Genomic DNA, 26,050 nt, shown 5'->3' with positions numbered 1-26,050 from the left:
CGCCCACGGGGGCGTCGCGGCAGTCCTGCCGCCGTGTGTTCGGGCCCGTCACCGCTCACAGCACCCTCCTCGCACGTCCGTCCCCCGGAACCGCGACTTCCGAAACACCCCCGGCGGATCGGGCATCCGCCCCCGGCACGGACTGGATCATCCGTCCGTTGCCCACGTAGACGCCGACCTGCGCCGGTCCACGCCGACCGAACGAGCTGAACACCAGGTCTCCCGGCCGGGCCTTGCTCATCGGCACTTCCGCGCCCGCCTCCCACTGTTGTTCGGCCGTGCGCGGCAACGTCACCGTGCCGGAGGACGCCGCGAACACCGCCGCCGCGGTCAGACCCGGTCCGTCCAGTCCGCCGCCGCTCGGGCCTTGGGGTCCGCCGCCACCCCAGACGTACGGGGTGCCGAGCCATTCGTGCGCGGCTTCGACGATCTGGTCGCCTGCCGTCCCCGGCCCTGGCGTGAACCGGCCGACCGACCCCGGTGCGCGGTACTGCGCTTCCATCGTGAGGATGTTGCGCACGTACGGCTGGGTCTCGGCATAGTGTGCGGCGACCTGGTTCGGCATGCCGCCGGAGGCCAGCACCGCACCTTCGCCCGCGTTGTAGGCCGCCAGTGTCAGCGCGACGATGTCGCCCTGCACCCGGCCCTCGGCCTGCCACCGCTGGATCTTGTGCGCGATCGCGCACATGTAGCGCCCTTGACCGATGATCGCGTCGCCGTCGTCCCACACACTGGCCACGCCGTTGCCGTCGGCGTCGATCACATACGGCTGACCGTCATCGGGATTGATGCTCACCGCGGTGGTCGGCAGGAATTGCGCCAGGCCCTGCGCGCCCGCGGGAGAGGTGGCGCCGCGGCGGAAACCGGACTCCTGCCTGCCCTGCGCGGCCAGCAGCGAAGGCGTTATCTGCGGGCAGATGGAACCCGCCCGGCGGTACCAGATCTCCAGTTCCTGCGGCACCTTGCCCGCGGCCAGCGCGCCACCGGCGGTGCCGAAACCGAGGCTGCAGCGCGGATCGCTGGAGTAGGCGCGCGCACCGCCGACATCCGGGGTCGGGGCGCCGTCCAGCCACGGCAACGGGTCGATCTGGCGCCCACCGGTGAACCGGCCGCCCGGCACGATCTCGAAATGCAGATGGGGCCCGCTGGACTCCCCCGCCGAACCGACCGCGCCGATGTGCTGCCCCGCCCTCACCGTGTCGCCCGCGCGGACGAGCACGCCGGAGTCCCACATGTGCCCGTAGACCGCCGAGTACGAACGGCCGTTGATGTCCACGGAATCGATGACGATCCAGTTGCCGAAGCCGGACGCCGGACCGGCAGCGACCACACGGCCGTCGGAGACCGAGAAGATCGGCGTGCCGTCGGGCGCGGCCAGGTCGACGCCACGGTGCGCGCCGCCCCGCGAGCCGAAGGTATCCGACACGGTGAAGGTTCCGGTCGCCATCGGGAGACTGCGGCGCAACGGGCCCGCTCCCGCGGCGAGCGAGGGGGTGGCGGTCACGGCCGGATTGGTCTGGGTCGCGCCCGCACCGGCGGTCGCGGCGGCACGCCGATCATCCGGCGGGTAGCCGCCCAGTGGCGGGAGCGCCGACTGCGAACCGAGTACGGACCCGCCCTCGCAGGCGTCGTCCACGGCGGGCATGACGATGACCAGCACGATGGTCATCAGGCCGAGCACCGCGCCCAGCGCCGTCCACAGCACCGATTTGCCGCTCATCGCCGCACTCCGGCATCGTGCCGCGCGCAGCCGCGGCTCACGTCCGGCGCCGGGCTTCGTTGAGGGTGTCGGCCAACGTGCGGTTCATCTCGGCGGCGGCCGCCAATTGCTGCTGCAACAGCGCGACTTTGCGCCGCAGCGCGGTCGCGTCCATCCGTTCCAGGCCGGGGCCTTCGGCCGCGCGCACCCAGTTCCGCACCGAGTTCGTGTGCACACCGATCTGCTCGGCGACCACACGGCAGGCCTCCGATTCACTGCGCAGCTTGCCGGTCAGCGCGATGACCTGTTCGACCGCCGCTTGGCGCACCTCCGGAGAGACGCGACGGTAGGACCGGTGCGGCATCATGCGGCACTCCCCGGTGAATCCGTTCCGCGCGAGGTCGATTCGGTGAACTCGCTGAACCGCTGGTTGGTGTCGTGGATCCCGCTTTCCTTCTCCGACAGCGTGAATTCCATATGGAACGGAATGCCGGGGCGACGATCCTCACCGATCTTCAGCAGGAACTTGCCGGTGCCCGGCGGCGAGGGCCGCTGCTGTCCCGGTTTGAGCGCCTCGCCGGTCAGCGCTTGCGGTGCGGACCATCCGGTCACCATCTCCTCCTCGGCCGATGTGAACGGAACCGTGCTGTCCAGCCGTTTGATCTCCTCGGCCGGGAGCGCGCCGAAGATCTTGGCGCGCGCCCGCTCGAGGAAACCGAGCGCCTTCGCGATGGCGGCTTCCGAACCGAGCGCCTGCAGGTCCTTGATGGTGTGGCTGATCATGATGAGCGCGGTCGCGATGCCGCGCTGCAACCGGGTGAGTTCGTCGACGCGGTCGACCATGAAGTCACCGAGGCCGAGTACCTGCCACAGCTCGTCCATCACCACCTGGAAATAGCGCTGCGGACCGAGCTTCGCGTCGGCGAGCACGTGCGCGGCCTCGACCGAGGCGAACCCGTCGGCCCAGCAGGCCAGCATGACCGCCGCCTTGAGTTTCTTGTCGCCGGTCGGAATGTGCGAGACGTCCATGCACACCGCGACCGCGCTGGTGTCGATCGGCACGGTGGTCTGCCCGTTGAAGACCGCGCCGAACGGACCTTGGGTCAGCGCGCGTAGGGAGCGGCGCAGCCCCTTGATCGCCTCCTGGTACTCCGCGACGTCGTCGGCGCCCGCGTCCAGCATCAATTCCTCACCGCCGCCGACGATCACCTCGAGCAGGTTTTCCATGATCGGCGGTTTGTCCGGCGTGTAGCCGCTGCCCGGCCGGTACAGGATGCGCAGAGCCGTGGAGATCAGTGTCTCCTCGTAGTCGCGCACTCGGTCACCGCGTACCAGTTCGACCAGGCCCGCGATCAGGGTCACCTGCCGGGCCCGCAAGTCCTGCAGCACCTGCAGTTGCAAGGCCGGGAACTCCTCCAGCCGTGGGACCACCGCGCCGAGCACGCCCGCCGCGAGCGGGTTCAGTTTGCCGTGCCCGTACCCGAGGTCGATCACCTGGCCGCCGACCAGTTCGACCATCTTCCGGTAGTCGGGCTTGACGTCGGCGAGGATCAACGGCGTGATCCCCTGCGCGATGCCGCCCAGCACGATCCGGCGGACGAGCGAGGACTTGCCGAAACCGTTGAGGCCGAGCACGAAAAGGCTGGGCGCGGTGATGAAACTGCCGCGCATGAACCAGTTCATCGGGTCGAAGCAGACCGGCGCACCGGTGTGCAGATGCGAGCCGAGGGGCGTGCCGATCAGCGGCGCGCCCGCGCCGACCGACCAGGGCCACAAGCCGGCGACCTGGGCGGTGGTGGCGCGGTACTCGACCGGGCGGCCGACCACGTTCATCCGGCCGCCTCCCGGTCCCGCGTAGCCGCGGTCGGTGAGTTGCGCTGTGCTGCGGTCGAAGCCGTCCTCGATCGTCTGCTCCGCGCGCGCCGCGTAGTTGCGGCGGCGGATGTCGTCGGTGCGGACCCGGAACTGCGCGAACGCCGCCCGCAGACCACTGCCCTCGCGGGCGATCATCTCCAGCTTGGCGCGGGTGGCGTCGTCGAGCAGCGGCGGCCCGGACTGCTTACGCCGATCGGCCTTCGCCTTCGCGCGGCGGGCCGCCTTGTCCGTGTACGGGGTGCCCATGGCGCGGTCGGCGGTGTAGTCCACCTTCGCGGGCCGTGCCACGCGGCCGTTCCTGCCCCCGTTGCGATCCGGCCGGGCGGCGATGCGCTCGGTGACCGCGTCCCGGGACATGCGCGGATTCCGCTCGCCGCGGGGACGTTCGGTGTGCCCGCGGTCGGTGTGGACGCCCTCGGACCGGCCTGCGCCCGGCCGCCCACGCCGCTCGGCCCCGCGCCGGTCGGACGTGTCGACGCCGCGCCGGTCCTCGCCGTTCACCCGCGCCGAATCTCGTGCGGGGCGCCTGCGCTCCGGCCGCTGTCCCCACTCGTCCCGGCCGGACTGCTCGAGCCGCCTGCGGCGTGCGTCCTCGTCCCGGTCCCGTACGGGTGGCTCGTAGTCCCGTGCCATGAATCGCTCACCCCGCCAGTGCCTTCGGAATAGTCGCGTGTTCCGGCAGGATCACCCCGCAACCGAGGGAGGCCGCGAAGGCCGCCGCCTGGTAGCGGTAGCACCGCCGAATCTTCAAGCGCGCCTGGGTCGACAGGTCGCGCGTGATGGCTTCGATACGCGGCAGGTCACCGCGCAGGGGCTCGGTGATGGTCACCAGCGCCCCGAAGCGGGTCACACCGTGACCCCGGGCCTGCTCTTCGCGGGCCTGCTGAGTCGCGCCCACCCGCAGCGTCGCCGCCGCGGACACGACCCCTCGTTCGCTCTGCTGGGCCACCAACGCGTTCTTGAAATCGTCGTCGACGATTTCGGCGGCGTCGGCGGCTGAGTGCGGACGGTACACGATCGCGATACGTTTGCGCGGTACTTCGGGATTCGGCGCGAGCAGCCGCTGCAGCACCCGTTCGTCGACCGCGCCCTCCGGCGCGGCGTCCATCTCCCAGGTGACCGACCGGCCTCCGTCGTGCACCAGATGATCCCACTTCTCGTCGTGGGACACCGGGCCCGCGTCCGCCCAGTCCAGGCCGTGCCCCTCTGGTTCGCCCGCGGCCACTTCCAGGTCGGCCTGCGAGGCGGGATCGTAACTGCGGCGGATGAAAGCGATCACCTCGTCGGCCGACATCGGCTGGGCGCGCACACCGGCTTCGGCCAGCGCGGCGCAGATGCCTGGCAGGCGGCGGCCGATCTCGACGGCCTCTTCCGCCGGGTTCTTGCGGCGCTCGGCGGTGGTGGCCTTGAACGTGATCGCCACGCGCGGCAGCAACTGCACCCGCTCCTGCGGCAACTCCGTGGCCAGCTCGTACATCACCTGCTGGGCCAGTTCCGGCGCCTCCGGCCTGGTGATCGTGGAAACCTCGGTGAGCAAGCGGTTTCCGGTCTCCGGCACGGTGTCGATGACCGGCACCACGGCCACGATATCGCTGGTCTGGCCGACCGAGGCGAGGAAGGTGCCCCACGCCGAGACCCACCGATCGATCACCGGCTGGTCCACCGCCTCGTGGCCTTGCGGCCAGGCCCGAAGTACCACCGTGTACTGGGCGAACTGCGGCAGGTGGATCATGCCGAAGCTGTAACCGCCCGCGTCGATGCCCTCGTACAGCTTGGAGGGCGCCAGCAGCCCGGGCAGGCGGGTCACGCCGCCGGGAATCCGGGAGAAGCGGCCACCGCGGTACACGTGCTCGCCACGACTGCGCGAGCGCATCCAGTTGAACATCATCAATCCCGTCTCGTAGCCCGAACGACCTCCGGTCCGCCATACCAGCGGGGCCATCACGACGACACCGACGCCGCCGACGATCGCACCCCACTGGAAGCCGCCGACCATCGCGGTGATCAGCGCCGTGATCACGACCGCGAAGCCGAGCACGGTCTCCTCCCAGCGCAGGCCGAAAAGACCTGCGCTGCGCGGCTTCTGCCAAAGCCCGTACGAGCGCCGCTCGTAGGTGTCGGTGAGTGTCATCGCGGAATGGTGCTCCTCCCGAGGTCGGGTGAACGGTTCGTCCAGCGATCGCCCGCGACGTCACCCATGGCTTGCTCGGCCCGGTTCAACCCGCCGCTCGCGGCGCGCGCCGCGCCGATCCGGCCTGCCGTCCTGGCCGCTCCGGACGCTACCCCGGCCGCGCCCGCGGGTCCGGAGGCGCGCGGAGCCGCACCGCCCTGCGGGCCACCGCCGCCACGCGGCGGGGTCGGGCGGGGTGCGCCGCCGCCACGCGGTCCGCCCGCGCCGCCGGGGCGGGGGCCGGTGCCGCTGCCGCTCACATAGCCGGCCCGGCCCGGGGCAGCGGTGCCCTTGACGCCGACCGCCTTGGTGCCCATGGCGCCCAAGGCCGCCACGCCGACCAGGGTGCCACCGGCCGCGGTGAAACCGGAACCGCCGCTGCCGACGATCGCGACGGCCGGAGTGACCAGTCGCATGAGCGCGGGCAGCACGAATGCCACGCTGCACAGCAGCACGATCGCGACCAGCATGCGCTGGGCCTGCTCACCGTCGGGCAGGCCGCCGGCCGGGGTGAGCGAATCGACGTGACCCGCTGTGGTGAAAGCGATCATGTACACGATCGCCGCCACCGGTTTCCACAGCATGAAGGCGATGATCCAGCCGATGAGCTTCTGATAGGACTGTTTGCCGATGTTCATGCCGGAGGCCGCCGCCGCCAGCGGCAGCACACCGGCCGCGATCACCAGCAGGCCTTGCCGGACGATGGCGAGCACGATCTGCGCGAGCGCGCCGAGCAGGCCGACGATCGCGATGATCAGCACCAGGCCGGGCGAGAACGCCTGCAGCTTGCTGGTCTTCACCATCAGCTCGGCCAAGTCCTTGGCGTTGCCGTTGGTCGAGTCGTCGATGATCCACTCGGCGAAGCGATCCGACGCCTGCGTGCCCGCCACGATCACCGCGCCGAGCATCCAGGAGCTGAAGACGACGCGGGTGAACATCCGGAACGATTCGGCCGCTTCGTTCATCGCGGCCCCGCGTCTGGCTTCGGCCAATCGCGCCCCGGACAGGATCACCGACGCTATCAGCAACAGGATCTGCGCTTGATAGGTGTAGTCGTTGATCTTGGTGAACAGCGAACCGGAATCGCTGGCCGCCTCGTTGGGTACCTTCATCCAGAAGGTCAACGCCAGGATGATGGCCTCGCCCAGACCGTTCATCAGCGAATCGACCACCTTGCCGAAGGTGGAATCCCAGGCCTTGTCCTTGACCGCCGTCGCCGCCTGGTCGGGATGCGTGGCGGCGTTGCCCGCCTTGCACGCGGCGGACGCGGCGTCGCCGAGGCTGAAGCCGGGCAGTCCGACACCGTCGAGAGTGTCGTGGATTTCGTTGCACGTGTTGTCGAAGCCGTACGTCTGGCCGTAGGCCACGGTCGGAGTCGCGATCATCACTGTGAAGATGACCGCGAAGATTGTGACTAGCCGCCTCACCATTGTGTCCACCCATCGATCGAACCGATCGTCTCGAGCGGCTGTGCGTCGCCCGCGGACGACTTCAATCTCCAGCCACCGTCACGCCATACCACGTTGAGTCTCATGGCCACCCAACTTCGCCCGCCGTGCAGGAACTCACGGGTCTTGCGGGCGACACGAACAACAGCGAAATCGTCTCCATAGCTTTCGATTCGAAAAGCATCGGACGCGTACAGCAGTGGTTTGGCACTCTCCGGCAAGACGTCGGGCACTCTGCCCTCGGCGATCTTGCGCTCCCTATCGGCGAGTTCCTCGGGAGTGAGGATCACCAACCGCTGCCACAGCGTGTGGTCAGTGGGTCGTGCCACGGTCCGCCAGTAGATCTGCTCGGCGGCCAACGCGGCACCTTGCGGGGTCTTGGCGAATCCCGAGGGCACGCCGTTCTCGATGCGCGCCGGCCCATCGGTCGTCGAGAAGGGAATGATGGGGCCGCCGTACACCTGTTGCCAGCCGCCCGGCTGGTTCGTCCCGCCCGGCGCGCCGGTCCGCCACTCCGGATCCGTCGGCGTACGCTGCCCACCTGACTGCGAAAGCGCCTGCCCTGCGGGATCTTTCGAGACATCGAAACGATGACCGAAGGAGTCCTTGCCGGAACTTACGAATGACGACTCGGCAGCCGGGCTGTCAGCCCGATTCTCCGAGGCCGTCGTCGTCTGCGAAACCCGGTCCTGCGGCGCGTCGTCCTGAACAGCGACCACAGTGACGACTGCGGCCACCGCCACCGCGAGTACCGCACCCGCGCCGAGCACAGCCAGTGGCATGTGCTCGGAAGACCTTCTACGGTTCACCACCTCGTCCACCCCTGCAAGGACTCGATGTACTCGGTCTGCGCGTTGTTGGTGGTCGCTGGCTTCAGTCGCCAGTCGCCCGCGTCCCACACCATGACCAGGCGCGTCGCTACCCACAACTGTTTGCCGTCCACCACCGGTCCCCTGGTGGCCAGCCGGATGATGGCCAGATCGTCGGCGTAGTCGTCCACTTTGAACGCGTCGGAGGCCACGAAATAGCGCGTCACCTTCTCCGGCTGCTGCTGTGGCAGGCGGTCGTCGGCCAGCGCCTTGTCGTAGGCGGCGATCTGCTGGGCGGACACCCGGACCTGTCGCACGTATAGGTCGCGATCAGCGGGCCGGGCGTTGAGCCGGTAGGTGATCTGCGCCGCGGCCAGCACCGCGCCCTGCGGGGTGTGCGAGTAGCCGACGGCCAGGTCGTCCTCGATCCGCGTCGGCCCGTCCGAGGTGGAGAACGGGACGGAGGCGCCGTACACCCGCTGCCAGCCGTGCGGTTCGGTGGTGCCTTCCGGTGCCGCGGTCAGCCAGTCCGGGTCGGTGGGCTTGCGCTGGCGCGAGGGATCCTGCGAAAGCGGCTGCCCGGCAGCGTTGTTCGGAATGTCGACGCGCCTGCCCAGGATATCCGTCTCGGGGCTCGCGAAACCGGTGCCGCCGGAGCCTCCGGTGACGGCGGGCGCGCCCCCGACCGGCTCCTCGTCGCGGCTGACGAAGACGAAGATGCCGGCGACCACGATGAGCGCCAGCACGGCGGCGGAGGCCACGATTCCGAATGAGACACGGTCGCGCGCGTACGACTCCCTGTCGCTCACGTCGGTGCCTCCAGTTTCACGATGTCGGTAGGTAATGCGTCGATCGAATCGAGGGGTCGCGCGGTCGAATCCGGGTCGGGCAGCCGTAATCTCCAGTCTTCGCCGAACCACTCGACGGCCGTGTGGTGCACCGCTTTCGACCGGTCGGAGTACTCGGTGTACACGTCAACGGTGGAACGCGACTCGGAGTACCCGGTGATCCGATAGCCCAGCAAACGCGGCGCGAACTCCGGGGTCGCCGGGCCGGTGATCGACAACTGCACCCGGTTGATCGCCCACTCGTCCTTGGCGGCACCCGGAACGAGTTCTCCCGCAGCCACTTTCGCCCACTGCGTATCGGCGGCCACCGCCAGCCGCACCGAGTGGGTCAGCGCGGCGACGGCCGCACCGCGCGGCGAGTGTTCGAAACCGGTCGCCGCGCCGTCGGCCGTGGATCGTGGCCCCTGGTCGGTCTGCGGCAGCTGCACACCTTGGAACGGCTGCCACCGCACGTTGGTGGGCGCGGCCGACAGATCCGGCCCCGCCGCGTCCGCACCACCGCCGCAGCCGACCGCCGCGACCAGCAGCGCGGCGCCGACCACTCCGGCCGCGGGGCGGCGGATGTCGCGCCGCGACACCGTGGCGCCCGCCGGTCGCAGTACTGTCGAAGTCATTCCCGCGTCGTCCCCGTCCCGCTCCGGCGGCTCACGCGGGCAGGAACGCCAGGGCGATCCCCGACGCCGTGCTCGCCACCACAGCACCCAGCAGGCTCATCAGCACGCCGTGCGAGGCATCGTTCATGGCCAGATCGCTGCGGAAGACCAGCCACAGCTTTCCCGCGGACACGATCATCCAGGCCAGGCACACCAGCAGGACGAACCACAGCAGCCAGTTCAGCAGCTGCATCAGCGGTGCCAGGACGTCGGCGGGCATCTGCTTGTAGGCGAGCAGCTCCACTGCGGACATGCGTACGGTACCCATCGTCGGCCTCAGGTGCCGATGACGGCGTTCATGATGGTGCCCGCGCTGGTGGCGACCACGCCGCCGATCATCGCGCCCGCCACCATCTTCGGCGACTCCAGGCCACCCCCGGTCCACCTCTCCCAGGCGAACTTGCCGCCCGCGTAGACGATGCCGCAGATGCCCGACAACAGGACGAACCAGGTGAGATAGCGCACCAGCTGCAGGATCTTCTCCGAGCCCGGCGGCGCCTCCGGCGTCGGATTACCGACTTGTGCGAGGACGGTGCCGTACGTGTCCTGCACGGCGAGGAGGAGCGTGCTCATCGGGTGCCTTTCTCGAATGGTGGGTGGTTGTCGCCGATTCGATGCGGACGTTCACTCATCGGACGGCTTACGGAGATCCGGTGACCGGCGGTCGTAGCTGGCCTCCTCCAGTGCCGTCCGCGCGGCCGCCACGATGTCGGCGCCGAGCTCCCGGACATCGAGCGGAACTTCCTCCAGCAGATCGAGCTTGCGTTTCCTGGACGGCAGCGGGTCACCGGGCGACCACACCGGCAGCTGCTCGGGTTCCACCAGCGTCCATTCCTCGTACCACGGCACCTGCCACACCTGTCCGGCCAAGGAGCCGACCACGTCGCGATAGCGCCGGATCTCGGGAGCCATCCGGCCGGGCCGCGCGGCGACCGTGATCAGGCCGAGCACGTCGGAGGGACCGGCGAAACCCGAAAGATGTTGACGCAGTAGGTCATGCGCGCGGGACAGACCGGCGATGGTCTCTCGTGCGACGAGCACGACGAACGGACTTTCGCGGTCGAAGACGCCGGGCCAGCGGCGGCCCGAATCCGCCGCGGGCGCAAGCACATGCGCGAGGGTACTGGCTCCGGCTCCGCCGTGCACACCCAGCAGCCAGACCAGCGGCGCCCGTCCGACACCCGGCACGGGACGATCCCAGACGGCGGCACGGCGGGACTCCGGCGGGGCGATCACACCGGCGGGCGCTGGGTCGGGCTGACGCGGAAAAATCATGGCGGCGGTCATGATGCCACCCCGGCGAGCAGGCGCCCATATGCCCGGCGCGTCTCGGCGGCCAACGAGGTGTGCCGCACGAGTTCACCACGGGCCAGGTGCGGATCGTAGGGAATCTCCCTGATGTCGCGGACCCAGCCGGACAGATGCTCACGCAAATGATCCGCTACCCGGGAGTCGTCGCCCGGGTACTGGTGCGAGACCACGATGGTGGTGTCGCCGACGATGCCGCCTCCGTGCCCCTCTCCGGCGTCGCCGAACTGGTCGTCCAGCCATTCCAGGGCGACCCGGAGTCGGTTGGCCGCGTCGGTGCGGGCCGGAATGGCAAGCACCAGCGCGACATCGGCGTCATCGAGCAGGGGCAGCAGTTGCCGGGCGGCAATCGGGTGTCCCCCGTCGTAGACGCCGGTGTATCCGGCCTCGCGCACCGCGCGGGCGACCGTGAGATAGGTCGCACGCCTGCGCAGCGGCGCGGCGTCGCGCCAGAGCAAGCCGATGCCCGAAGTCGCCCGCGACAGGCACTCCTTCAGGGGCGCGGGTTCGTCGTCACCGCGGCCGTACAGCCACGACTGCAAGCTGATCGGGTGCAAGTGCTCGTCCGCGCCGCGCAGCGCGAGATCGCTGCCTGCCGAGGTGGCGTCCACCGCGACCGTCGGCGTGCCGCCCGAACCGAGTTCACCCGCCAAACCCAACGCCGTCGTGGTGGTGCCCGCACCACCGCACCCGCCGACCACCAGGATCGGCCGCTGCACCGGATGATCGGCTTCCGAGCCATCGCCCTTGCCGCGCCGCAACCGCACCACCGGAGCCTTGGAACGCACCGGCCGGCTCGACGCCGCGCCCTCCCCGGGCGCCTCGTCGAGCCAGCGGCTCCAGTCCTCTCCCATCGCCTCTGCTCTCCTTTATCCGGCCGTGATACCCGTGATCAGGGTGCGGCCGTCGATCACCGCGGTGGTGACCGTCTGCCTGCTGTAGGTGGCGGGCGCGCCGCCGGGCCGGTATTCGGTCACCTCCACCGAATACCGGTTGTCGCCGACCGTCACGATCCGCACGCAATGCGTCGTGCCCGCCGGGACGGAGTCGATGCCCCGCTGGATGACCGGCGCGGGCTGGACGTCGGCATCCGGTGCGACGGCCGCGCGGGCTCGTTCCCCGGAGCGCTCGACGTAATACGCGTACTGGAACGACAGCACCGCGTCCGGTCCGGAGCCGGTGCCGCCCGCCTCCGCGCTGCGCACGATCGCGTCGCTGCGCTCCGTCGGGCAGGCGCCGGCCGCGCGGGGGTTGCCGACCGCCTGGGCTCCGCCGACGGTGAGCTGTACCGACGCGGAGGTCTGCGAGTGCATCGGCTGCGCGGCGCGGTCGGCGGCCGAACGCAGCAGGAGCAGCACACCCACGGCGGCGACGACGATGACCAGCACCGCCACGATCACGAGGATCAGCAGCCGGGCCCGGCGAACAGCCGGGTGGGCGCGAGCGGCCTGCCGCAGCGCGCGCGACTCCGCCGGGCGTGGGGGCTCGACCGGGTCCTGCTCGTCGCCGCCGGCCCAAGGAAAAGGCACGGGGTCGGCATGCGACGGCGCGACATAGTCGTCGTCGGGGCCGGGCGCGTGACCGGTCACCACCCAATCCGACCACCCGCCGGTGAACTCGCTGCGCTGCGCGGGCAGATCCGACGGAACCTCTTCAGGCCTGCGCTGCCACGGCTCGTCGTCGTCGCGGAGGTGGTCCGGGTAGCGCGAAGGCCGGTCGTCGTCCGCGGGGATGATGGTGTTCGCCGCATCCGGCTCGTTTTTCTCCGGCGCGCCGTTGTCCGGCTCCAGAGCGCCGTACCAGCGGGAAAGCTGTTTGTACGACTTCAACATTCCCCCATTCCCGCAGAGCAGGGCACGCAGTATCGCATCGTCGGACCCTCTCGGCGATCAGTTCGTGGAGAACGGGTAGGCGTTGGGTGTGCCGGTTCGGTCGGTGGGCGGAATCGATGTCACGCCGCTGGATGAGGCGCCATCGGCTCCTGTCCCGAACGGAAATTGTCCCGTACCGGACGAACTCGGCGTGGGAGACGCGCCGGAGCCGTCCCCGAAGAATCCGGTCGACTGTTTCTCCAGCACCGGCCGGGGCTCGGCCTTGCCGCCGAGAGCATCGGCGATGTCGCGAGCGATCGCCGCGAGCCAGTCGGCGACGAATCGGGTGGGGGCGGCACCGTTCGCCGCGACGGCGGTGCTGTTGTAGCCGGTGTGGCGCTGCACGGTGTCCCAGTAGCGCACCCAGGTGGCCGTGTTCAGCAGTTCGCTGTTGTCGGTGATGTTCTGCACCACCGCGTCGAAGGCCTGGGTGACCAGCCGGACGCCGGTGGTCGGCGGAATCAGCTGGGTGACCGCGCCGACCAGCCTGGCGCCGAGCGACAGCAACGCGGCGGGCGGATTCGCCAGGCCCGCGGTGGCCAGCTCGGCGATGTTCGCCGGATTGATCACCGCTCGGACCACCGCGATCACGGAATTCAAGCCGATCATGCCGACCTTCAGCAGCGCCTGCAGCGCGCCGGGCAGATTCAGCGGCGTGCGCGGATCCGAGGCGTCGGCGAGGCGCTGCGAGATCGACTTCTCCGGCGAGATCGACAGGGTGGCCAGCGAATTGCCTTCGACGTCCCGGTTGACCACTTGGGTCGCGGTCTTGATCGAGGTGAACGCCAGCGCTTGCGCGATCGACACCAGCGAGGCGATCGGATCGCCGCCGCTGAGCTTGGACTGGCCGACCACGTTGGCGACCGCCTTCAGGATCGGCGCGCCGTCGGGGGCATCGCAGGCGAGATCACCCGCCGCGCAGAAACTCGCCACCCGGCCGGTGAGCGCGCCGAAGTTCGCGGCCTTGTCCCGCTCCGGGCCGATGCCGCCGCCGATCGCCGGTGTCTGCGGCAGGGCGGCAAGAGATTCCAGCCGGTCACCCGCGGTACCCGGCGCGGGGTCCGGCGTCGCTTTCCCGGGGGCGCCCGGAAACAGCGGCGCGCCGGGATTGCGGGTCGGATCGCCGAACAACGCGACGGCGGCGACCTTCTCGGCGGGCAGCACGCCGCGGCCATGGCCGATCTCCTGGGCGAACATCGAGGCGACGTGCGCACCCTGCGAATAACCGACCACCGCGATCCGGCTGTTCGGGCAGGCGTCGGCGACGGTTTCGGCCATGCCGCGCAAACGGGCCAGGCCGCCGGCCACCGATTCCGAGTAGGGCGCCGCACCACCGGCGGTCGCACCGCCGAAACCGGATTCGTATGGCACGTAGGCCCGATTGACCAGCCCGGCGTCGGGCGCTTTCGCCATCATCGGCCGGAAGACCGTGGAAAGCATGCCGGTGTCGGTGGTGGGCGCCGCGTCCGGCGAGGATTCACCGGTCCCCTGAATCCCCAAGGCGTACAACGCGGGACAGGTCGTGAGGCGAATGTTCGTGGACGGACCGGGATCCGACGGCTCCGCCGCGGCGACACCGGCGGTCGCCACAACCACGGCGAGTGCTACCAGCATCCCCGAGAGTCTTGCCGTGTATCCAGTCATAGCGATCCGCAATCAAGTCGTCAGCCGCAGGTACTCAACGCCATGAAACGCAATAGACCGTAACAGATTCCGGCTATTACTGCCGCATCGACGGAAAACTTCCACGACACACCGACATGAACGCGACACACCGCGGCGCGTTCCTGGAAGTGGTCCGACAAGTTTCCGGCAGGCCGCCTGAATTGACAACCCCGAAGCGGAAGTCGGGGCACGCCAAACTCCCTGCGGCAATAGCTAATTGACAGCTACTACAGGAGGGTCGCTCACGCCGCGGAGGTGACGCGGTAGACGTCGTAGACGCCTTCCACGTTGCGTACCACGTTCAGCAAGTGCCCCAAGTGTTTTGGATCGCCCATCTCGAAGGTGAACTTGCTGATCGCCACCCGGTCGCCGTGCGTGGCCACCGAGGCGGACAGGATGTTGACCTTCTCGTCGGCCAGCACCTTGGTCACGTCGGACAGCAGCCGCGTGCGATCCAGCGCCTCGATCTGGATCGCGACCAGGAACACCGAGGACGGCGACGGCGCCCAGGACACTTCGATGATCCGCTCGGCCTGCTCACGCAACGAACCGGCGTTCGTGCAGTCGGTGCGGTGCACGCTCACCGCGCCGCCACGGGTCACGAAACCCATGATCTCGTCACCGGGCACCGGGGTGCAGCACTTCGCCAGCTTGGCGACCGTTCCCGGAGCGCCGGGGATCAGCACGCCCGCGTCGCCGGTGACCCGCTGCCTGCTCGGCGTCGTCGACGGGGTGGAGCGCTCGGCCAGCTCGTTCTCCACGTCGCCGATGCCACCGAGCTGCGCCATCAACCGCTGCACCACGTGGTGCGCGGAGACCTGGTGCTCGCCGACGGCGGTGTAGAGCGTGGAGATGTCGGTGTAGTGCAGTTCGTGGGCGACCGCGGTCATCGCGTCGACGCTCATCAACCGCTGCAGCGGCAGCCCGACGCGGCGGACTTCCTTGGAGATCTGCTCCTTGCCGCTCTCCAGCGCCTCCTCGCGCCGCTCCTTGGCGAACCATTGGCGAATCTTCGCCTTGGCGCGCGGGGACACCACGAAGTTCTGCCAGTCGCGGCTGGGACCCGCATTCTGCGCCTTGGAGGTGAACACCTCGACGACCTCGCCGTTCTCCAGCTGTCGTTCCAGCGCGACCAGGCGCCCGTTCACCCGGGCGCCGATGCAGCGGTGGCCCACCTCCGTGTGCACGGCGTAGGCGAAATCCACCGGGGTCGACTTCTGCGGGAGCGTGATCACGTCGCCCTTCGGCGTGAACACGAAGATCTCCGGCGATTTCAGGTCGAAACGCAGCGACTCCAGGAATTCGGCCGGGTCGGCGGCCTCCCGTTGCCAGTCCAGCAGCTGGCGCATCCACGCCATGTCGTCGACCTCGGCGGTGTCGTTGGAGTGTTTGCCGCGCGTCTCCTTGTAGCGCCAGTGCGCGGCGATACCGAACTCCGCGGTGCGGTGCATGTCCTGGGTGCGGATCTGCACCTCCAGGGGTTTGCCGTCCGGCCCGACCACGGTGGTGTGCAGCGACTGGTAGACGCCGTATCGCGGCTGGGCGATGTAGTCCTTGAACCGGCCCGCCATGGGTTGCCACAGCGAGTGCACCACGCCGACGGCCGCGTAGCAGTCGCGCACCTCGTCGCACAGGATGCGGATGCCGACCAGGTCGTGGATGTCGTCGAAGTCCTTCCCCTTGACGATCATCTTCTGGTAGATCGACCAGTAATGCTTCGGGCGGCCCTCGACGATCGCGTTGATCCGGGAGGCGGCCAGCGTGTTGACGATCTCGGCCCGCACCTTCGCCAGGTAGGTGTCGCGCGAGGGCGCGCGATCGGCGACCAGCCGGACGATCTCGTCGTATTTCTTCGGGTGCAGGATCGCGAAGGCGAGGTCCTCCAACTCCCACTTCACGGTGGCCATACCGAGGCGGTGGGCGAGCGGAGCGATGACCTCCAGCGTCTCCTTGGCCTTCTTGGCCTGCTTCTCCGGCGGCAGGAACCGCATGGTCCGCATGTTGTGCAACCGGTCGGCCACCTTGATCACCAGCACACGCGGGTCGCGGGCCATCGCGATGATCATCTTGCGGATGGTCTCCGCCTCGGCGGCGGCGCCCAGATTGACCTTGTCCAGCTTGGTGACGCCGTCGACGAGGTGGGCGACCTCGGAGCCGAAGTCCTGGGTGAGCTGCTCGAGGCTGTAGCCGGTGTCCTCCACCGTGTCATGTAGCAACGCGGCCACCAGCGTGGTGGTGTCCATGCCGAGCTCGGCGAGAATGTTGGCCACGGCGAGCGGGTGGGTGATGTAGGGGTCACCCGACTTGCGGAACTGATGCTTGTGCCGCTCGTCGGCCACGTCGAACGCGCGCTGCAGCAGCGTCAGGTTCGCTTTCGGGTACAGCTCGCGATGCACGGTGGCCAGCGGCTCGAGCACCGGCTTGACCGCCGCGATGCCGCGCTGCCCGGTCATGCGCCTGGCCAGGCGCGCACGCACCCGGCGGGAGGCCGAGGACGGCACAGCGGAGGAAGCGCCCGGCTGACGCGGAGGCGTCGCGTTCGCCGGCGCCTGCGGCTTCGCGGCCTGCGCGGCGTCGGTGGCGCCCGCACCGTTCGGCCGCGGGCCCGACGTCGATTGCTCGACCTTCGCCTCGCCCAGATGCTGAGTCATGCCACCACCTCTCCGCGCCTCGATCGGACCACCCTATCCGACCGGTGCAACCTCCCGGACCACCAACTTTAGTCCGGGCGGAGCACCCACGTCCGCTCCGCTGACGAAGGTTGCGCCCCGGGGGTGTCGGGACGCAGAAGGGAGACGGTCCGGCCGCCGGGTGCGACCGGCACGAGTCGGACGACCGCGATCTCCCCGGCTCGATGGCCGCACCGTGACCGGACGCCTTCCGATACTCCAGGAAACGCCCGATGAGCAGCGCTTTCACTTCATGGCGTGCGTCGTTACGACGGCTCCGGGAAGCAGAGCTGTCCCCGCCGGCGAGCGAGCGCGAACGCCGGATCGGCGAACGAACGCCGGTCACCGAATCGCGGCAGGCTGGGATCCGGACAACGGAGTACGGGCGGGTCCGGGCTCGGCGCGCAGGGAACGACCGTCGAGATCGGCGGCGGGAGCGACGTCGAGGAGGTCGAGCACCGTGGGGGTGATGTCGACCAGGGTCGCTCGCGTAGTGGTGGCGCCGGGCCGGAAGTCGGGGCCGCGAGCGATGACGAAGTTGGTCGTCTCGTCCAGGGACTGGCCGCCGTGCCCGCCCTTCGGTTTGTGGCCGTGGTCGGCGGTGACCAGCACGGTCCACCGTTCGGCCGGATGGGCGGCGGCACGAGTGTCCACGGCGGTGACGATGCGGCCGACCAGGACGTCGATCCGCGTCACGGCGTCGAGGTAGGCGCGCGATGCGCCACCGGCATCGTGACCGGCGCGGTCCACCTGGTCCAGATGGGTGAACAGCAGGTCGGGCGCGAACTTGCCGATCGCGGCGGCCACGGCGTCCGCGGTGGCGGCGTCGGTGCGGGACTCGTCCGGATCCTCCGGCACGGTCGCGGTGGAGACGACGACGTCGGCGCGCGGACTACCGCTGCCGGTCATGGTGGCGATCTGGTCCCAGGTGGCGATGGACTGCGTCTTCAGCACCGGCCGAGCTCGTTCGAGCTGGGTGAAGACCGTCGGGTGTCGCGTGAACGGCTCGGCGGAGAACTGGTTGTTCGTGATGCCGTGCTTGCGATCCCACACGCCGGTCAGCACCGTGGCCCAGGACGGACCCGAGATGGTGATGTGCGGGGCGATCGACGAACGGCTCAGCAACCCCTCGCCGCTCAACCGCAGCAGATTCGGCGCCTTCGCCTCCTCGATCTTGCCGTACATCAGCCCGTCCAAGCCGATCACGACTACTTTGGCCGTCGGCGCCTCCCCCCGCGCGACGCCGGCTGCGGCGGACAGCGGAAGTGACGCGGCCGCCACTGCGGCAACGACTTTCGACAGCAGTGGCGCTCGGCTCATACCGCGACCATGCGGGACCTTCCAGCACGCGCGATAGCCCGCCGCGGCAATGTTCATGGACGTTTCATCGGCGGCCACAGTGCCCGTAGCCTCACTGAACAGTCCTCGAACGCGGAATAGCGGCAAGCTATATCCCGGCTTCACGTCCGGTCGCGGTCAGATGAACACGAAGTTTCCGGCCCCCGACCGCGATGGGCGGCTCAGCGCCGTGTCTTGACACCCCTTCGCCGATATGGCCGACTGACGGTCGTGACCGCAGCGCGCACCGGCGGGTGCATTCGTGTCGCGGCCGTCGCCGACCTGCACATGCGCGCGGCGGTGGCCGGACGCTTCCGCCCCGATTTCCGTCGCCTGTCCGCGGACGCCGAGATCCTCCTGCTGGCAGGCGATCTCACCGATGGGGGCACGCGAGCGGAAACGGATCTGCTGTGCGCCGAACTCGACGGCCTTCCCGTACCGGTGGTCGCCGTGCTCGGCAATCACGATCACGATCAGCGATCGGGCTACCTGATCGCGGCACGGCTCACCGCGCTGGGCGTCCACGTGCTGGACGGCACCGCGATCACGTTCGGGATCGAAGGTATCCGGCTGGGCATCGCCGGCGTCATGGGCGGCAGCGGCGGCTTTCCCGGCCATCCCGGCACCCCGGAGGAGGGGTCCGCCGAACACCGCGCCCGCATGCGCCGCGGCCCGCTCGACGCCCTTCGCCTGCGCCAGGCGCTCGACTCGATCGACTGCGAAACCCGCATCGCCCTTATGCATTTCGCTCCCGTCATCGACACATTGGCCGGTGAACCGGCCAAGATCTATCCCGGACTCGGCTGTCATGATCTGGCCGAGTCGGTCGACGCGGGCGGGGCGGCGCTCGCCGTGCACGGACATGCCCATGGTGGAACAGAATTCGGGCGCACCCCGGGCGGTGTGCCGGTACGCAATGTCTCCTTTCCCGTACTCGGGCGCAGCTACGCCGTATACGAGATCGTCCCCGGCTCGGATCGTCCGGAGGACCGCGACCGCATACCGTCCCGGCCATGACTCGCCCGGCCTCGTCGCCTATGGCGTTGTCTTTGTCGCGGGGTCGCCGGCCCCGGGCGTGCGCGACACCCACCCGCGATGGGGGTTCGATGCCCGAACGCGACGGGGACCAGTCCTCGCGTCGTTCACTCCGGCGTGCCGAAAGCCCAGACCGCCGCAGGCCTGCCGGTCGCTTTGACGCGACGTCGTTCGGTGGTGCGCGTCAGGCCCGGGATGGCCGCCAGCGTGCGGTTCAAGTTCGCGGCGTCGGGCCGGGCTCCGGACAGCGCTGCGGCGGCCTCCACGGCCCTTGTCGCGGGAAATTCCGCGCCGAGCAGCGCTCTGGTGAACGGAAGGTCCTTCCACAGCAACCGCGTCAGGACATCGCGGGCCACCGCGACGATGCGATTGTGGTCGAACGCCAGCTCCGGCACCTCGTCGAAGCCGGTCCACCGCGCCGGTCCTTCGTGCGGCCCCACCACCGCCCACATCGCGATCGAGAGCGTCGGACCGCGCGGGTCACGGTTCGGTTCGTCGAAGGTCACCAACTGCCCCACCGAACCGATCGCGGCCTCCGGGACGCCCAGTTTGGTGTGCACCGCCCGCCGCGCCGCGACGGCCAACCGCTCCCCCCGGCCGAGCAGTATGCCGGGCAAGGCCAGCTGCCCCGCGAACGGTTCCATCGCCCGGGGCGCGATCCCGAGCCGGACCACGCCGTCCTCGTCCCAGAACCGCAACGCCACGACGTCCACCGACACAACGGACTGCTCCACGACCATCCATCCTGCCCGACCGGCCGCACGCCCGTCCGGCGGTGTGCCACCAGGAAGGCACTTGCGCGGAGCATTCACGCCGCAGCGGCATACGCCGCGCGAGCGCGGTGGCGGCGGCCGGGACCGTGGGCGGTGAGGACGACCGGCACGCCGAGTGTCCTCGTCAGCCACGGCACCGGATCGTCCGGTATTTCGGTGAGGACGGGCTCGGCGCGCGTCAGCAACCGGGTCAGCTCCCGCTGGTGATCCAGGTCCCGCCTGCGTCCAGGGGGCACCGTGTCTCGAACGACACCGTCCACGATGTACTTCGTTGCGGCATATCGCCTTCCGGGCAGGTCGAGGTGATTGACCGCGAGGCCGTCGACGCCGCCCGACACTTCGACGGCGTAACGCAGCAGCACGGTGTCCAAATGGCCGAGACGGAATTCGCCCTGATACCGCCCCGCCGCGTTGTGCGGCTCGGGAAAGTCCAAGCCGGAATCCTCGGTGGGAAACGGGCCCGCGCCGTGGCGGGTCTGATAGGTGCGGGTGACGCCGAGCACGTAACCCGACTCGCCGAGCTCGGCCAGCATCGCACGCGCATTGCGCGGTTCGACGGTCGACCAAGTGGTGTGCGGATGGAACCCGCGCCACTCGTCGAGCAGGACGCCTTGCGCCCCTTCGAACACCAGCGTGCCCCGCCGCGCGAACCGAGCCAGTTCCCCGTCACCGACGATCGGTACCGCCGCGGCGAACTCCCGGTACATCTCCACCAGGTCGTCGATCGGTTCGTACCGATGTCCACTCGGCGCGATGAGCGATCCGTAGTATTCCGCCAGCGCACGCAGCTTGCGCCGCAGCACCAGGGGACGCAGGCAATCCGCCACGGTGGGAGCCGGGTGGGCGAGCGCGTAGCCGGCGGTCTCGCCGATCCCCCTGCCGCACGAACCGTGCCGCGCGGAACCCCGCGCATCCTCGCGAGCACGGTTGGCGGCGATATGGATCGGCGTGGTGAGCAACGCTCGACCGTCGACCCGTATCGAGGACAGCGGATCGCGCACGCCCAGCGCGGCCAGCCCGCGCGCCTCGGCGGCCAGCGCGATCGGCTCGACCAGCATGTGCCGCGACAGCAGCGTCGGCACGCCTGCGAACGTTCCCGATCCGAACTGCGCGAAGGTGTGGTGCCGTCCGTCGGCGACCACGTTGTGCGCAGCCTGCGCTCCACCGTTGAACCTGACCACGGCTGCGACATCGAAGCCCTGCTCGGGCGCGCACAGCCAGTCGACCGTCGCACCCTTACCCGCGTCCCCGAATCCGAGATCCACGACGATGATGTGCGACCGGGACATCACGCGCCCGTACGGTTCAGCCGCGGCCACGCGGCAAGGCCCGCCGTCGCACACCGTCGGCTCCGAGCGCCTTGCCGACCGACGCGGCCTCGGCCGTGGACCCGACATCCCGCAAGTCCGCCAGCCCGCCGGCCAGGTCGACGCGCCCCTCCCCCAATCCGATGGTCAGCGCGATGAGTTCGCATACCGCCGCGGGGTCGTCCAGGCGCAGGAAGTTCTGGCCGAGCAACCCGCGCCAGTGCTCGGCGATCTCCGGATCGTGGAAGTAGCTCGACTGGTCGGGCAGGATGTAGTGCACGTGCCAGCGCTCGGCCAACTCGCGGTAGATGGAGTCCACCGCGATGTCCTGGCGCACACTGTCGCCGATGATCGCGCGGATGTGGCGGGAGGCCAATCGCGGCTTGTTCAGTTCGTCGCCGATCAGGAACAGATAGCCCTTCTTGCGTCGCTTCTCCCAGGCGTCGGTCGCGATATGCGTCGCCAGGAAATAGGCGGCCAATTCATAGCTCTCGGACTTCTGCCCACCGCCCCCGCCTTCCAGGAAGACGGCGCGCAATTGCTCGTCCATCCGATTGTCGGATTCGAACTGACCGATCTGCAGTGGCACGCGGTCGGTGTCCGCGTCGCCGATCGCGCCGAACAGAATCTGTGGATCCTCCGCATAGCCCTTGCGGCGCAACAGACCGTGCAGGGTGCCCAGCTTGTCCTGCATGATGCGCGGAACCCGGCCCATCGATCCGGTCACGTCGAACAGCACCGCGATGGGCAGCGAGTTGCCGTGCTCGGCCGAGTCCCGGCACTCACGGGCCGCGACGCCGAGCGGATCCAGGATCGGATGCACTCGCCAGTTCGCGTGCGGCTCGGCCCGCATGTCGGCGGTGTAGCCGAAATCATCGATCCCCCGAGCGGCGCGGAAGGTCTTGGCCGCGCGGTAGGCGGAGTCGTCCCAATGTCCGTATCCCATCTGATCACGTCCTCTCTAGTTTTAGTCTAGTTAACCAAAACTAGCGCGGTCAAGGATCCCGCAGCCGGCGTCCGATCCCGCTCCAGACCGGTTCACACCGCACCATCGAGCCCGAGGGCGACGACAGCCGCCGGAGCGAGACCCGATCAGCCCGTGGCGTCCCCGGCTTCGAGCAGGTCACCGATCAGCATCGTTCCCGGCCCTTGCCGCCCGCCAGGGCCGGAAAGCCACCGAACATTTCCCGCGGTGAGCGGCTCGCCGCACTCCCGGCACACCACCACACCGGACGTCGGCCGCCCGCATTCACGATGGACCACGACGGCGGGCGGACCTTCCGCACCCGCGAGCCACTTGTCACCCCACGTGATCAACATGGTCAGCACCGGATACAGATCACGGCCACGTTCGGTCAGCAGATACTCGTAACGGACCGGATTCGATTGATATGGACGCTTTTCCACGATGCCGTGCTCGTGCAGTGCGTCCAGGCGCGCGGCGAGCACATTGGAAGCGATGCCGAGATCGCGACGCAGATCTTCGAACCGGGTCAGCCCGACGAACAGGTCGCGCAGGATCAGCGGTGTCCAACGCTCGCCGATCGCCTCGACCGTGCGCGCGATCGAACAGACGATGTCGGAGAAAGCAGCCTTGGGCATCCGCCCAGTCTAGTCCATTGCTTTTTGCAAGTGACTTGAACTAGGTTCGGACCCATCGACGAGAGAAGGGGCCGAACACCATGTCCGACGCAATCGCCGAATTCCGCAGAGCGACCGAAAGCGGCGACATCGACGCGCTGACCCGCGTCCTCGCACCCGATGCGGAATTGATCTCGCCGCTGTCCGGCCGACTGGTCTTCCGCGGCCGCGACGACCTGCGTGTGCTGCTCGCGGCGGCCTACGGAAGCCTCACCGGTCTGCGGTGGACGGAGGAAATCGGCGACGGCGCGCGGCGCGTCCTCCTGGCCGGCGCCACGATCGGACCATTCCGGCTGACCGAAGCGCTGGTGATCGGGCTCGACGAGCAAGGCCGCATCCGCACATTGCAGCCACACCTGCGTCCCTGGCTGACGCTCACCTATTTCGCGGTACGACTGGCACCCCGCCTGTTCGCACATCCCGGCCTCCTCCGGCGAGCGGCCCGGGCGTGAATTCGCGCCCCTCGCGGACCGCGGAGAACCGGGCACGACGATCCCGTGCCCGGTTCCCATAGCCGCACAGGCCGAACTGGCCGCCGGCTCACCGCGGACGGTTCGGCGTACGGCCGCCTACGTCTCCGCCAAACCGTCCGCGGTGAGCTCCAGGCGCCGGGTCACCCCGATGTCGTCGAGGAAGCGCGAATCGTGGCTCACCACGATCAGCGCGCCCTCGAAGCTCGCCAGCGCCTGCGTGAGGTGCTCGAGACTGGGCAGGTCGAGATTGTTGGTCGGTTCGTCCAGCAGCAGCAACCGCGGCGCCGGATCCGCCAGCAACAGCATCGCCAACGCCGCCCGCAATCGCTCACCGCCCGACAACGCCGCGGCCGCGACATCGGCGTCCGTGCCGCGGAACAGGAACCGAGCCAATTGCGCCCGGATCCGCTCCGCTGACGCGTGCGGCGCCGTGGAGGCGACGTTCTCGAACACCGATCGCTGCTCGTCGAACACGTCCAGCCGCTGCGGCAGCATCCGCCACGGCACCTTCGGCCCTTCCTGCGTGATACGCCGCAGCAACGTCGTCTTGCCGACGCCGTTGCGTCCGGTCAGCGCGATCCGCTCCGGACCCGACACCCGCAACGTCACCGTCGGCCCGCACGCCAGCTCGACCTCGTCCAGTTCGATGACGTCTTGACCGGGATACAGCCGGGTGTCGGGCAACTCCACCCGGATCTCCCGGTCGTCGCGCAACAATCCCTTGGCCTGCTCGAGCTGATCCTTGGCGGTGTCGAGCTTCTCGATGTGGTTGTTGCGCAACTTGCCCGCGGATACCTGCGCCTGCCGTTTGCGTTCGCCCATGACGATCTTCGGCTCGCGCTTCTGGTCCCACATCTTCTGCCCGTACCGCTGTCGGCGGTCCAGTTTGATGCGCGCCTCGACCAGTTCGCGGGCCTGCTTGCGAACATCGCTGCGCGCATCCCGGATCGCGGCACGGGCGGCTTCCTGCTCGGCCGCGACGATCCGCTCGTACTCGCTGAAATTCCCGCCGAACAGCCGGAGTTCGCCGTGGCGCAGCTCGGCGATGGACGCCATCCGCTCCAGCAGCTCCCGATCGTGGCTGACCGTGAGCACCGTGCCGGAGAATTGGCCGATCACCTCGTAGAGCCGTGCGCGCGCCAGCCGATCCAGGTTGTTCGTCGGTTCGTCCAGCAGCAGCACGTCCGGCTCGGCGAGCAACTCGGCGACCAGTCCGAGCAGCACCGTCTCGCCGCCGGAGAGGGTATCGAGCGTCCGGTCCAGCTGGTGCACCGAATCGGCGACGTAGTGCAGGCCGAGGCGCGCCAGCAATGCCACCGCGCGTTCCTCGACGTCCCAGTGGTGACCGACCAAGTCGAAGTCGGTGTCATCACCTACACCGGACTCGATGCGATGCAATGCTTTTCGCACTTCCGCGATGCCGAGCACCGCATCGACTCGCTGCCCGGCGCTCAGCCCGAGATCCTGGCGCAAGTACCCGAGATGACCGGTGACCGTGACCGAACCGCGAGCGGGCTTCAGCTCCCCCGCGATCAACCGCAGCAGTGTGGACTTACCCGCGCCGTTTCCGCCGACGAGGCCGATGTGACCGGGGCCGAGGACAGCGTCGAGCCCCTCGAACACCGGAGTGCCGTCCGGCCAGCCGAAAGTGAGATCGGAAAAAGACAGATTGGTCATGCCAGCTCCCAGAGGTTGCGACGAACACGGCGCGCGATGGCGGGCCGCACGAGTGGCTACCTCAAATGAGCAACGGCAGACTCCGATCAACGGGAATAAGACCTCTATAGGTTAAACACAGCCGCGACGCCTGCGCCAGTGCGATTCGGATCACATGTCCGGGTCAGGACGACGCTCCGATGGCGGCGGCCACGGGCACGGGCAGCGGATAGGGGCGCTCCTCGGGAAGGGCGCGAGCCGCCGCATCCAGCTTCCCCGCGGCCACCATGCTCCGCAGTTGCCGCACGTCTGCGGTGACATCGCGGATTCCGGTGATCCAGCGGTCGAGATAATGCCCCACGGCGATGCCGCCCAAGCCCACTTGCAAGCAGCGGTACGACAGCGGCCGACGCGCGAGGTCGCGTTCCGGGTCCCACTGGACGCGCACCGGACTCGTCTGCAACCGCTCGGCCCAGACCTCTCGATCCGGGCACAGTTTCGGCTGGTAGTGGCTGAGACAGGCATGCGCCAGCGCCCACTCGAACCCCGAACGGGTGATCGTGATCGCCAGGACCCGCTCCTGGCCGGGCTTGCTCGCCCACACGCAGCGATACATCATCCACAGGAACGAAGGCTTGATCCAGGTCATCCGTTCCCGGCGGAACGGGGCCACGAAAGTTCCCGCCGCGAGGGCGGATTCGGCGATTTCCGGGGAATATGCCTGGTAGACGACGATCGTGTGCTCGTCGTAGACCGCTCGGATCCGGCGCGGCGGCTCGTCAGGTCGCATGCCGCGATCCTGACAGCCGCCG

General features: G+C 69.1%; 24 protein-coding genes. 2 read left to right on the top strand and 22 right to left on the bottom strand.

Annotated features, from left to right (window positions below; all coding sequences use genetic code 11):
* Nucleotides 1-55: 55 nt before the first annotated feature.
* From ACWEKR_RS03190 to ACWEKR_RS03115, 16 genes are all read right to left on the bottom strand, one after another.
* Nucleotides 56-1,720 (bottom strand): peptidoglycan DD-metalloendopeptidase family protein, encoded by a 1,665-nt coding sequence (locus ACWEKR_RS03190; RefSeq protein ID WP_452353017.1) that lies wholly within the window; start codon nt 1,718-1,720, stop codon nt 56-58.
* Between the two features lie 37 nt (nt 1,721-1,757).
* The gene (locus tag ACWEKR_RS03185) at nt 1,758-2,066 is read right to left on the bottom strand and encodes a transposase (RefSeq protein ID WP_040867646.1); all 309 of its coding nucleotides are present in this window, start codon (nt 2,064-2,066) and stop codon (nt 1,758-1,760) included.
* Complete coding sequence (locus tag ACWEKR_RS03180) at nt 2,063-4,207, bottom strand: hypothetical protein (RefSeq protein ID WP_195083608.1); 2,145 nt, start codon at nt 4,205-4,207, stop codon at nt 2,063-2,065. The genes ACWEKR_RS03185 and ACWEKR_RS03180 overlap by 4 nt, the downstream gene beginning before the upstream one ends.
* Nucleotides 4,208-4,214: 7 nt before the next feature.
* The gene (locus ACWEKR_RS03175; protein ID WP_452353016.1) at nt 4,215-5,705 is read right to left on the bottom strand and encodes an SCO6880 family protein; all 1,491 of its coding nucleotides are present in this window, start codon (nt 5,703-5,705) and stop codon (nt 4,215-4,217) included.
* Complete coding sequence (locus tag ACWEKR_RS03170) at nt 5,702-7,129, bottom strand: conjugal transfer protein TraG N-terminal domain-containing protein (protein WP_228829051.1); 1,428 nt, start codon at nt 7,127-7,129, stop codon at nt 5,702-5,704. Before ACWEKR_RS03170 ends, ACWEKR_RS03175 begins: the two co-directional genes overlap by 4 nt.
* 38 nt (nt 7,130-7,167) lie before the next feature.
* A complete protein-coding gene (locus tag ACWEKR_RS03165) occupies nt 7,168-8,013 on the bottom strand; it encodes a hypothetical protein (protein ID WP_452353015.1) in 846 nt (281 codons plus the stop codon).
* Complete coding sequence (locus ACWEKR_RS03160) at nt 7,998-8,810, bottom strand: hypothetical protein (protein WP_452353014.1); 813 nt, start codon at nt 8,808-8,810, stop codon at nt 7,998-8,000. Before ACWEKR_RS03160 ends, ACWEKR_RS03165 begins: the two co-directional genes overlap by 16 nt.
* The gene (locus ACWEKR_RS03155; RefSeq protein WP_452353013.1) at nt 8,807-9,463 is read right to left on the bottom strand and encodes a hypothetical protein; all 657 of its coding nucleotides are present in this window, start codon (nt 9,461-9,463) and stop codon (nt 8,807-8,809) included. The genes ACWEKR_RS03160 and ACWEKR_RS03155 overlap by 4 nt, the downstream gene beginning before the upstream one ends.
* 31 nt (nt 9,464-9,494) lie before the next feature.
* Nucleotides 9,495-9,755, bottom strand: coding sequence for a hypothetical protein (locus tag ACWEKR_RS03150; protein ID WP_228829053.1), 261 nt, complete (start codon nt 9,753-9,755; stop codon nt 9,495-9,497).
* 23 nt (nt 9,756-9,778) lie between these two features.
* Nucleotides 9,779-10,075 carry a hypothetical protein gene (locus tag ACWEKR_RS03145; RefSeq protein ID WP_195083613.1) on the bottom strand — a complete coding sequence of 99 codons (297 nt, stop codon included), beginning with the start codon at nt 10,073-10,075 and terminating at the stop codon, nt 9,779-9,781.
* A gap of 51 nt (nt 10,076-10,126) precedes the next feature.
* Entirely contained in the window at nt 10,127-10,789 is a 663-nt protein-coding gene (locus ACWEKR_RS03140) for a DUF6668 family protein (protein WP_452353012.1), read from the bottom strand.
* Nucleotides 10,786-11,664 (bottom strand): MinD/ParA family ATP-binding protein, encoded by an 879-nt coding sequence (locus tag ACWEKR_RS03135; protein ID WP_159837907.1) that lies wholly within the window; start codon nt 11,662-11,664, stop codon nt 10,786-10,788. The genes ACWEKR_RS03140 and ACWEKR_RS03135 overlap by 4 nt, the downstream gene beginning before the upstream one ends.
* A gap of 15 nt (nt 11,665-11,679) precedes the next feature.
* Complete coding sequence (locus ACWEKR_RS03130) at nt 11,680-12,642, bottom strand: hypothetical protein (RefSeq protein WP_452353011.1); 963 nt, start codon at nt 12,640-12,642, stop codon at nt 11,680-11,682.
* 57 nt (nt 12,643-12,699) lie between these two features.
* Nucleotides 12,700-14,295, bottom strand: coding sequence for a cutinase family protein (locus tag ACWEKR_RS03125; RefSeq protein WP_452353010.1), 1,596 nt, complete (start codon nt 14,293-14,295; stop codon nt 12,700-12,702).
* Between the two features lie 293 nt (nt 14,296-14,588).
* On the bottom strand, nt 14,589-16,997 hold the full coding sequence (locus ACWEKR_RS03120; RefSeq protein ID WP_281878947.1) for a RelA/SpoT family protein: 2,409 nt from the start codon (nt 16,995-16,997) through the stop codon (nt 14,589-14,591).
* Nucleotides 16,998-17,357: 360 nt separating this feature from the next.
* Complete coding sequence (locus ACWEKR_RS03115; RefSeq protein ID WP_452353009.1) at nt 17,358-18,335, bottom strand: alkaline phosphatase family protein; 978 nt, start codon at nt 18,333-18,335, stop codon at nt 17,358-17,360.
* 249 nt (nt 18,336-18,584) lie between these two features.
* On the opposite strand from ACWEKR_RS03115, the gene ACWEKR_RS03110 reads away from it, so the two are divergent.
* Nucleotides 18,585-19,370, top strand: coding sequence for a metallophosphoesterase family protein (locus ACWEKR_RS03110; RefSeq protein ID WP_452353008.1), 786 nt, complete (start codon nt 18,585-18,587; stop codon nt 19,368-19,370).
* A 125-nt stretch (nt 19,371-19,495) separates the two neighbouring features.
* On the opposite strand, the gene ACWEKR_RS03105 is transcribed toward ACWEKR_RS03110, so the two are convergent.
* The 4 genes from ACWEKR_RS03105 to ACWEKR_RS03090 form a co-directional block, all read right to left on the bottom strand.
* Nucleotides 19,496-20,122 carry an NUDIX hydrolase gene (locus tag ACWEKR_RS03105; RefSeq protein ID WP_452353007.1) on the bottom strand — a complete coding sequence of 209 codons (627 nt, stop codon included), beginning with the start codon at nt 20,120-20,122 and terminating at the stop codon, nt 19,496-19,498.
* Between the two features lie 74 nt (nt 20,123-20,196).
* Entirely contained in the window at nt 20,197-21,450 is a 1,254-nt protein-coding gene (locus ACWEKR_RS03100) for an adenylosuccinate synthetase (protein ID WP_452353006.1), read from the bottom strand.
* A 16-nt stretch (nt 21,451-21,466) separates the two neighbouring features.
* Nucleotides 21,467-22,414 (bottom strand): hypothetical protein, encoded by a 948-nt coding sequence (locus ACWEKR_RS03095; RefSeq protein ID WP_452353005.1) that lies wholly within the window; start codon nt 22,412-22,414, stop codon nt 21,467-21,469.
* Between the two features lie 146 nt (nt 22,415-22,560).
* Nucleotides 22,561-23,070 (bottom strand): winged helix-turn-helix transcriptional regulator, encoded by a 510-nt coding sequence (locus tag ACWEKR_RS03090; RefSeq protein ID WP_452353004.1) that lies wholly within the window; start codon nt 23,068-23,070, stop codon nt 22,561-22,563.
* 80 nt (nt 23,071-23,150) lie between these two features.
* On the opposite strand from ACWEKR_RS03090, the gene ACWEKR_RS03085 reads away from it, so the two are divergent.
* On the top strand, nt 23,151-23,561 hold the full coding sequence (locus ACWEKR_RS03085) for a nuclear transport factor 2 family protein (RefSeq protein ID WP_452353003.1): 411 nt from the start codon (nt 23,151-23,153) through the stop codon (nt 23,559-23,561).
* A 117-nt stretch (nt 23,562-23,678) separates the two neighbouring features.
* On the opposite strand, the gene ACWEKR_RS03080 is transcribed toward ACWEKR_RS03085, so the two are convergent.
* Both ACWEKR_RS03080 and ACWEKR_RS03075 read right to left on the bottom strand, forming a co-directional pair.
* Entirely contained in the window at nt 23,679-25,259 is a 1,581-nt protein-coding gene (locus ACWEKR_RS03080) for an ABC-F family ATP-binding cassette domain-containing protein (protein WP_452353002.1), read from the bottom strand.
* 163 nt (nt 25,260-25,422) lie between these two features.
* Entirely contained in the window at nt 25,423-26,028 is a 606-nt protein-coding gene (locus ACWEKR_RS03075; protein ID WP_452353001.1) for a DUF4291 domain-containing protein, read from the bottom strand.
* Between the last annotated feature and the right edge of the window lie 22 nt (nt 26,029-26,050).

The sequence above is a fragment of the Nocardia sp. NPDC004573 genome, from assembly GCF_053602135.1.
Note: the sequence above shows the minus strand (reverse complement) of the source record. Positions and strands in the feature narration are given on the sequence as shown.

Excerpts from the sequence above, each read along its gene's own strand:
- ACWEKR_RS03085 (WP_452353003.1), top strand. The coding sequence starts at position 23,151 with ATGTCCGACGCAATCGCCGAATTCCGCAGAGCGACCGAAAGCGGCGAC.
- ACWEKR_RS03100 (WP_452353006.1), bottom strand. The coding sequence starts at position 21,450 with ATGTCCCGGTCGCACATCATCGTCGTGGATCTCGGATTCGGGGACGCG.
- ACWEKR_RS03150 (WP_228829053.1), bottom strand. The coding sequence starts at position 9,755 with ATGTCCGCAGTGGAGCTGCTCGCCTACAAGCAGATGCCCGCCGACGTC.
- ACWEKR_RS03075 (WP_452353001.1), bottom strand. The coding sequence starts at position 26,028 with ATGCGACCTGACGAGCCGCCGCGCCGGATCCGAGCGGTCTACGACGAG.
- ACWEKR_RS03120 (WP_281878947.1), bottom strand. The coding sequence starts at position 16,997 with ATGACTCAGCATCTGGGCGAGGCGAAGGTCGAGCAATCGACGTCGGGC.
- ACWEKR_RS03145 (WP_195083613.1), bottom strand. The coding sequence starts at position 10,075 with ATGAGCACGCTCCTCCTCGCCGTGCAGGACACGTACGGCACCGTCCTC.
- ACWEKR_RS03175 (WP_452353016.1), bottom strand. The coding sequence starts at position 5,705 with ATGACACTCACCGACACCTACGAGCGGCGCTCGTACGGGCTTTGGCAG.
- ACWEKR_RS03130 (WP_452353011.1), bottom strand. The coding sequence starts at position 12,642 with ATGTTGAAGTCGTACAAACAGCTTTCCCGCTGGTACGGCGCTCTGGAG.
- ACWEKR_RS03115 (WP_452353009.1), bottom strand. The coding sequence starts at position 18,335 with ATGAGCCGAGCGCCACTGCTGTCGAAAGTCGTTGCCGCAGTGGCGGCC.
- ACWEKR_RS03135 (WP_159837907.1), bottom strand. The coding sequence starts at position 11,664 with ATGGGAGAGGACTGGAGCCGCTGGCTCGACGAGGCGCCCGGGGAGGGC.
- ACWEKR_RS03185 (WP_040867646.1), bottom strand. The coding sequence starts at position 2,066 with ATGATGCCGCACCGGTCCTACCGTCGCGTCTCTCCGGAGGTGCGCCAA.
- ACWEKR_RS03095 (WP_452353005.1), bottom strand. The coding sequence starts at position 22,414 with ATGGGATACGGACATTGGGACGACTCCGCCTACCGCGCGGCCAAGACC.
- ACWEKR_RS03180 (WP_195083608.1), bottom strand. The coding sequence starts at position 4,207 with ATGGCACGGGACTACGAGCCACCCGTACGGGACCGGGACGAGGACGCA.
- ACWEKR_RS03140 (WP_452353012.1), bottom strand. The coding sequence starts at position 10,789 with ATGACCGCCGCCATGATTTTTCCGCGTCAGCCCGACCCAGCGCCCGCC.
- ACWEKR_RS03170 (WP_228829051.1), bottom strand. The coding sequence starts at position 7,129 with ATGATCGCGACTCCGACCGTGGCCTACGGCCAGACGTACGGCTTCGAC.
- ACWEKR_RS03125 (WP_452353010.1), bottom strand. The coding sequence starts at position 14,295 with ATGCTGGTAGCACTCGCCGTGGTTGTGGCGACCGCCGGTGTCGCCGCG.
- ACWEKR_RS03190 (WP_452353017.1), bottom strand. The coding sequence starts at position 1,720 with ATGAGCGGCAAATCGGTGCTGTGGACGGCGCTGGGCGCGGTGCTCGGC.
- ACWEKR_RS03090 (WP_452353004.1), bottom strand. The coding sequence starts at position 23,070 with ATGCCCAAGGCTGCTTTCTCCGACATCGTCTGTTCGATCGCGCGCACG.
- ACWEKR_RS03155 (WP_452353013.1), bottom strand. The coding sequence starts at position 9,463 with ATGACTTCGACAGTACTGCGACCGGCGGGCGCCACGGTGTCGCGGCGC.
- ACWEKR_RS03080 (WP_452353002.1), bottom strand. The coding sequence starts at position 25,259 with ATGACCAATCTGTCTTTTTCCGATCTCACTTTCGGCTGGCCGGACGGC.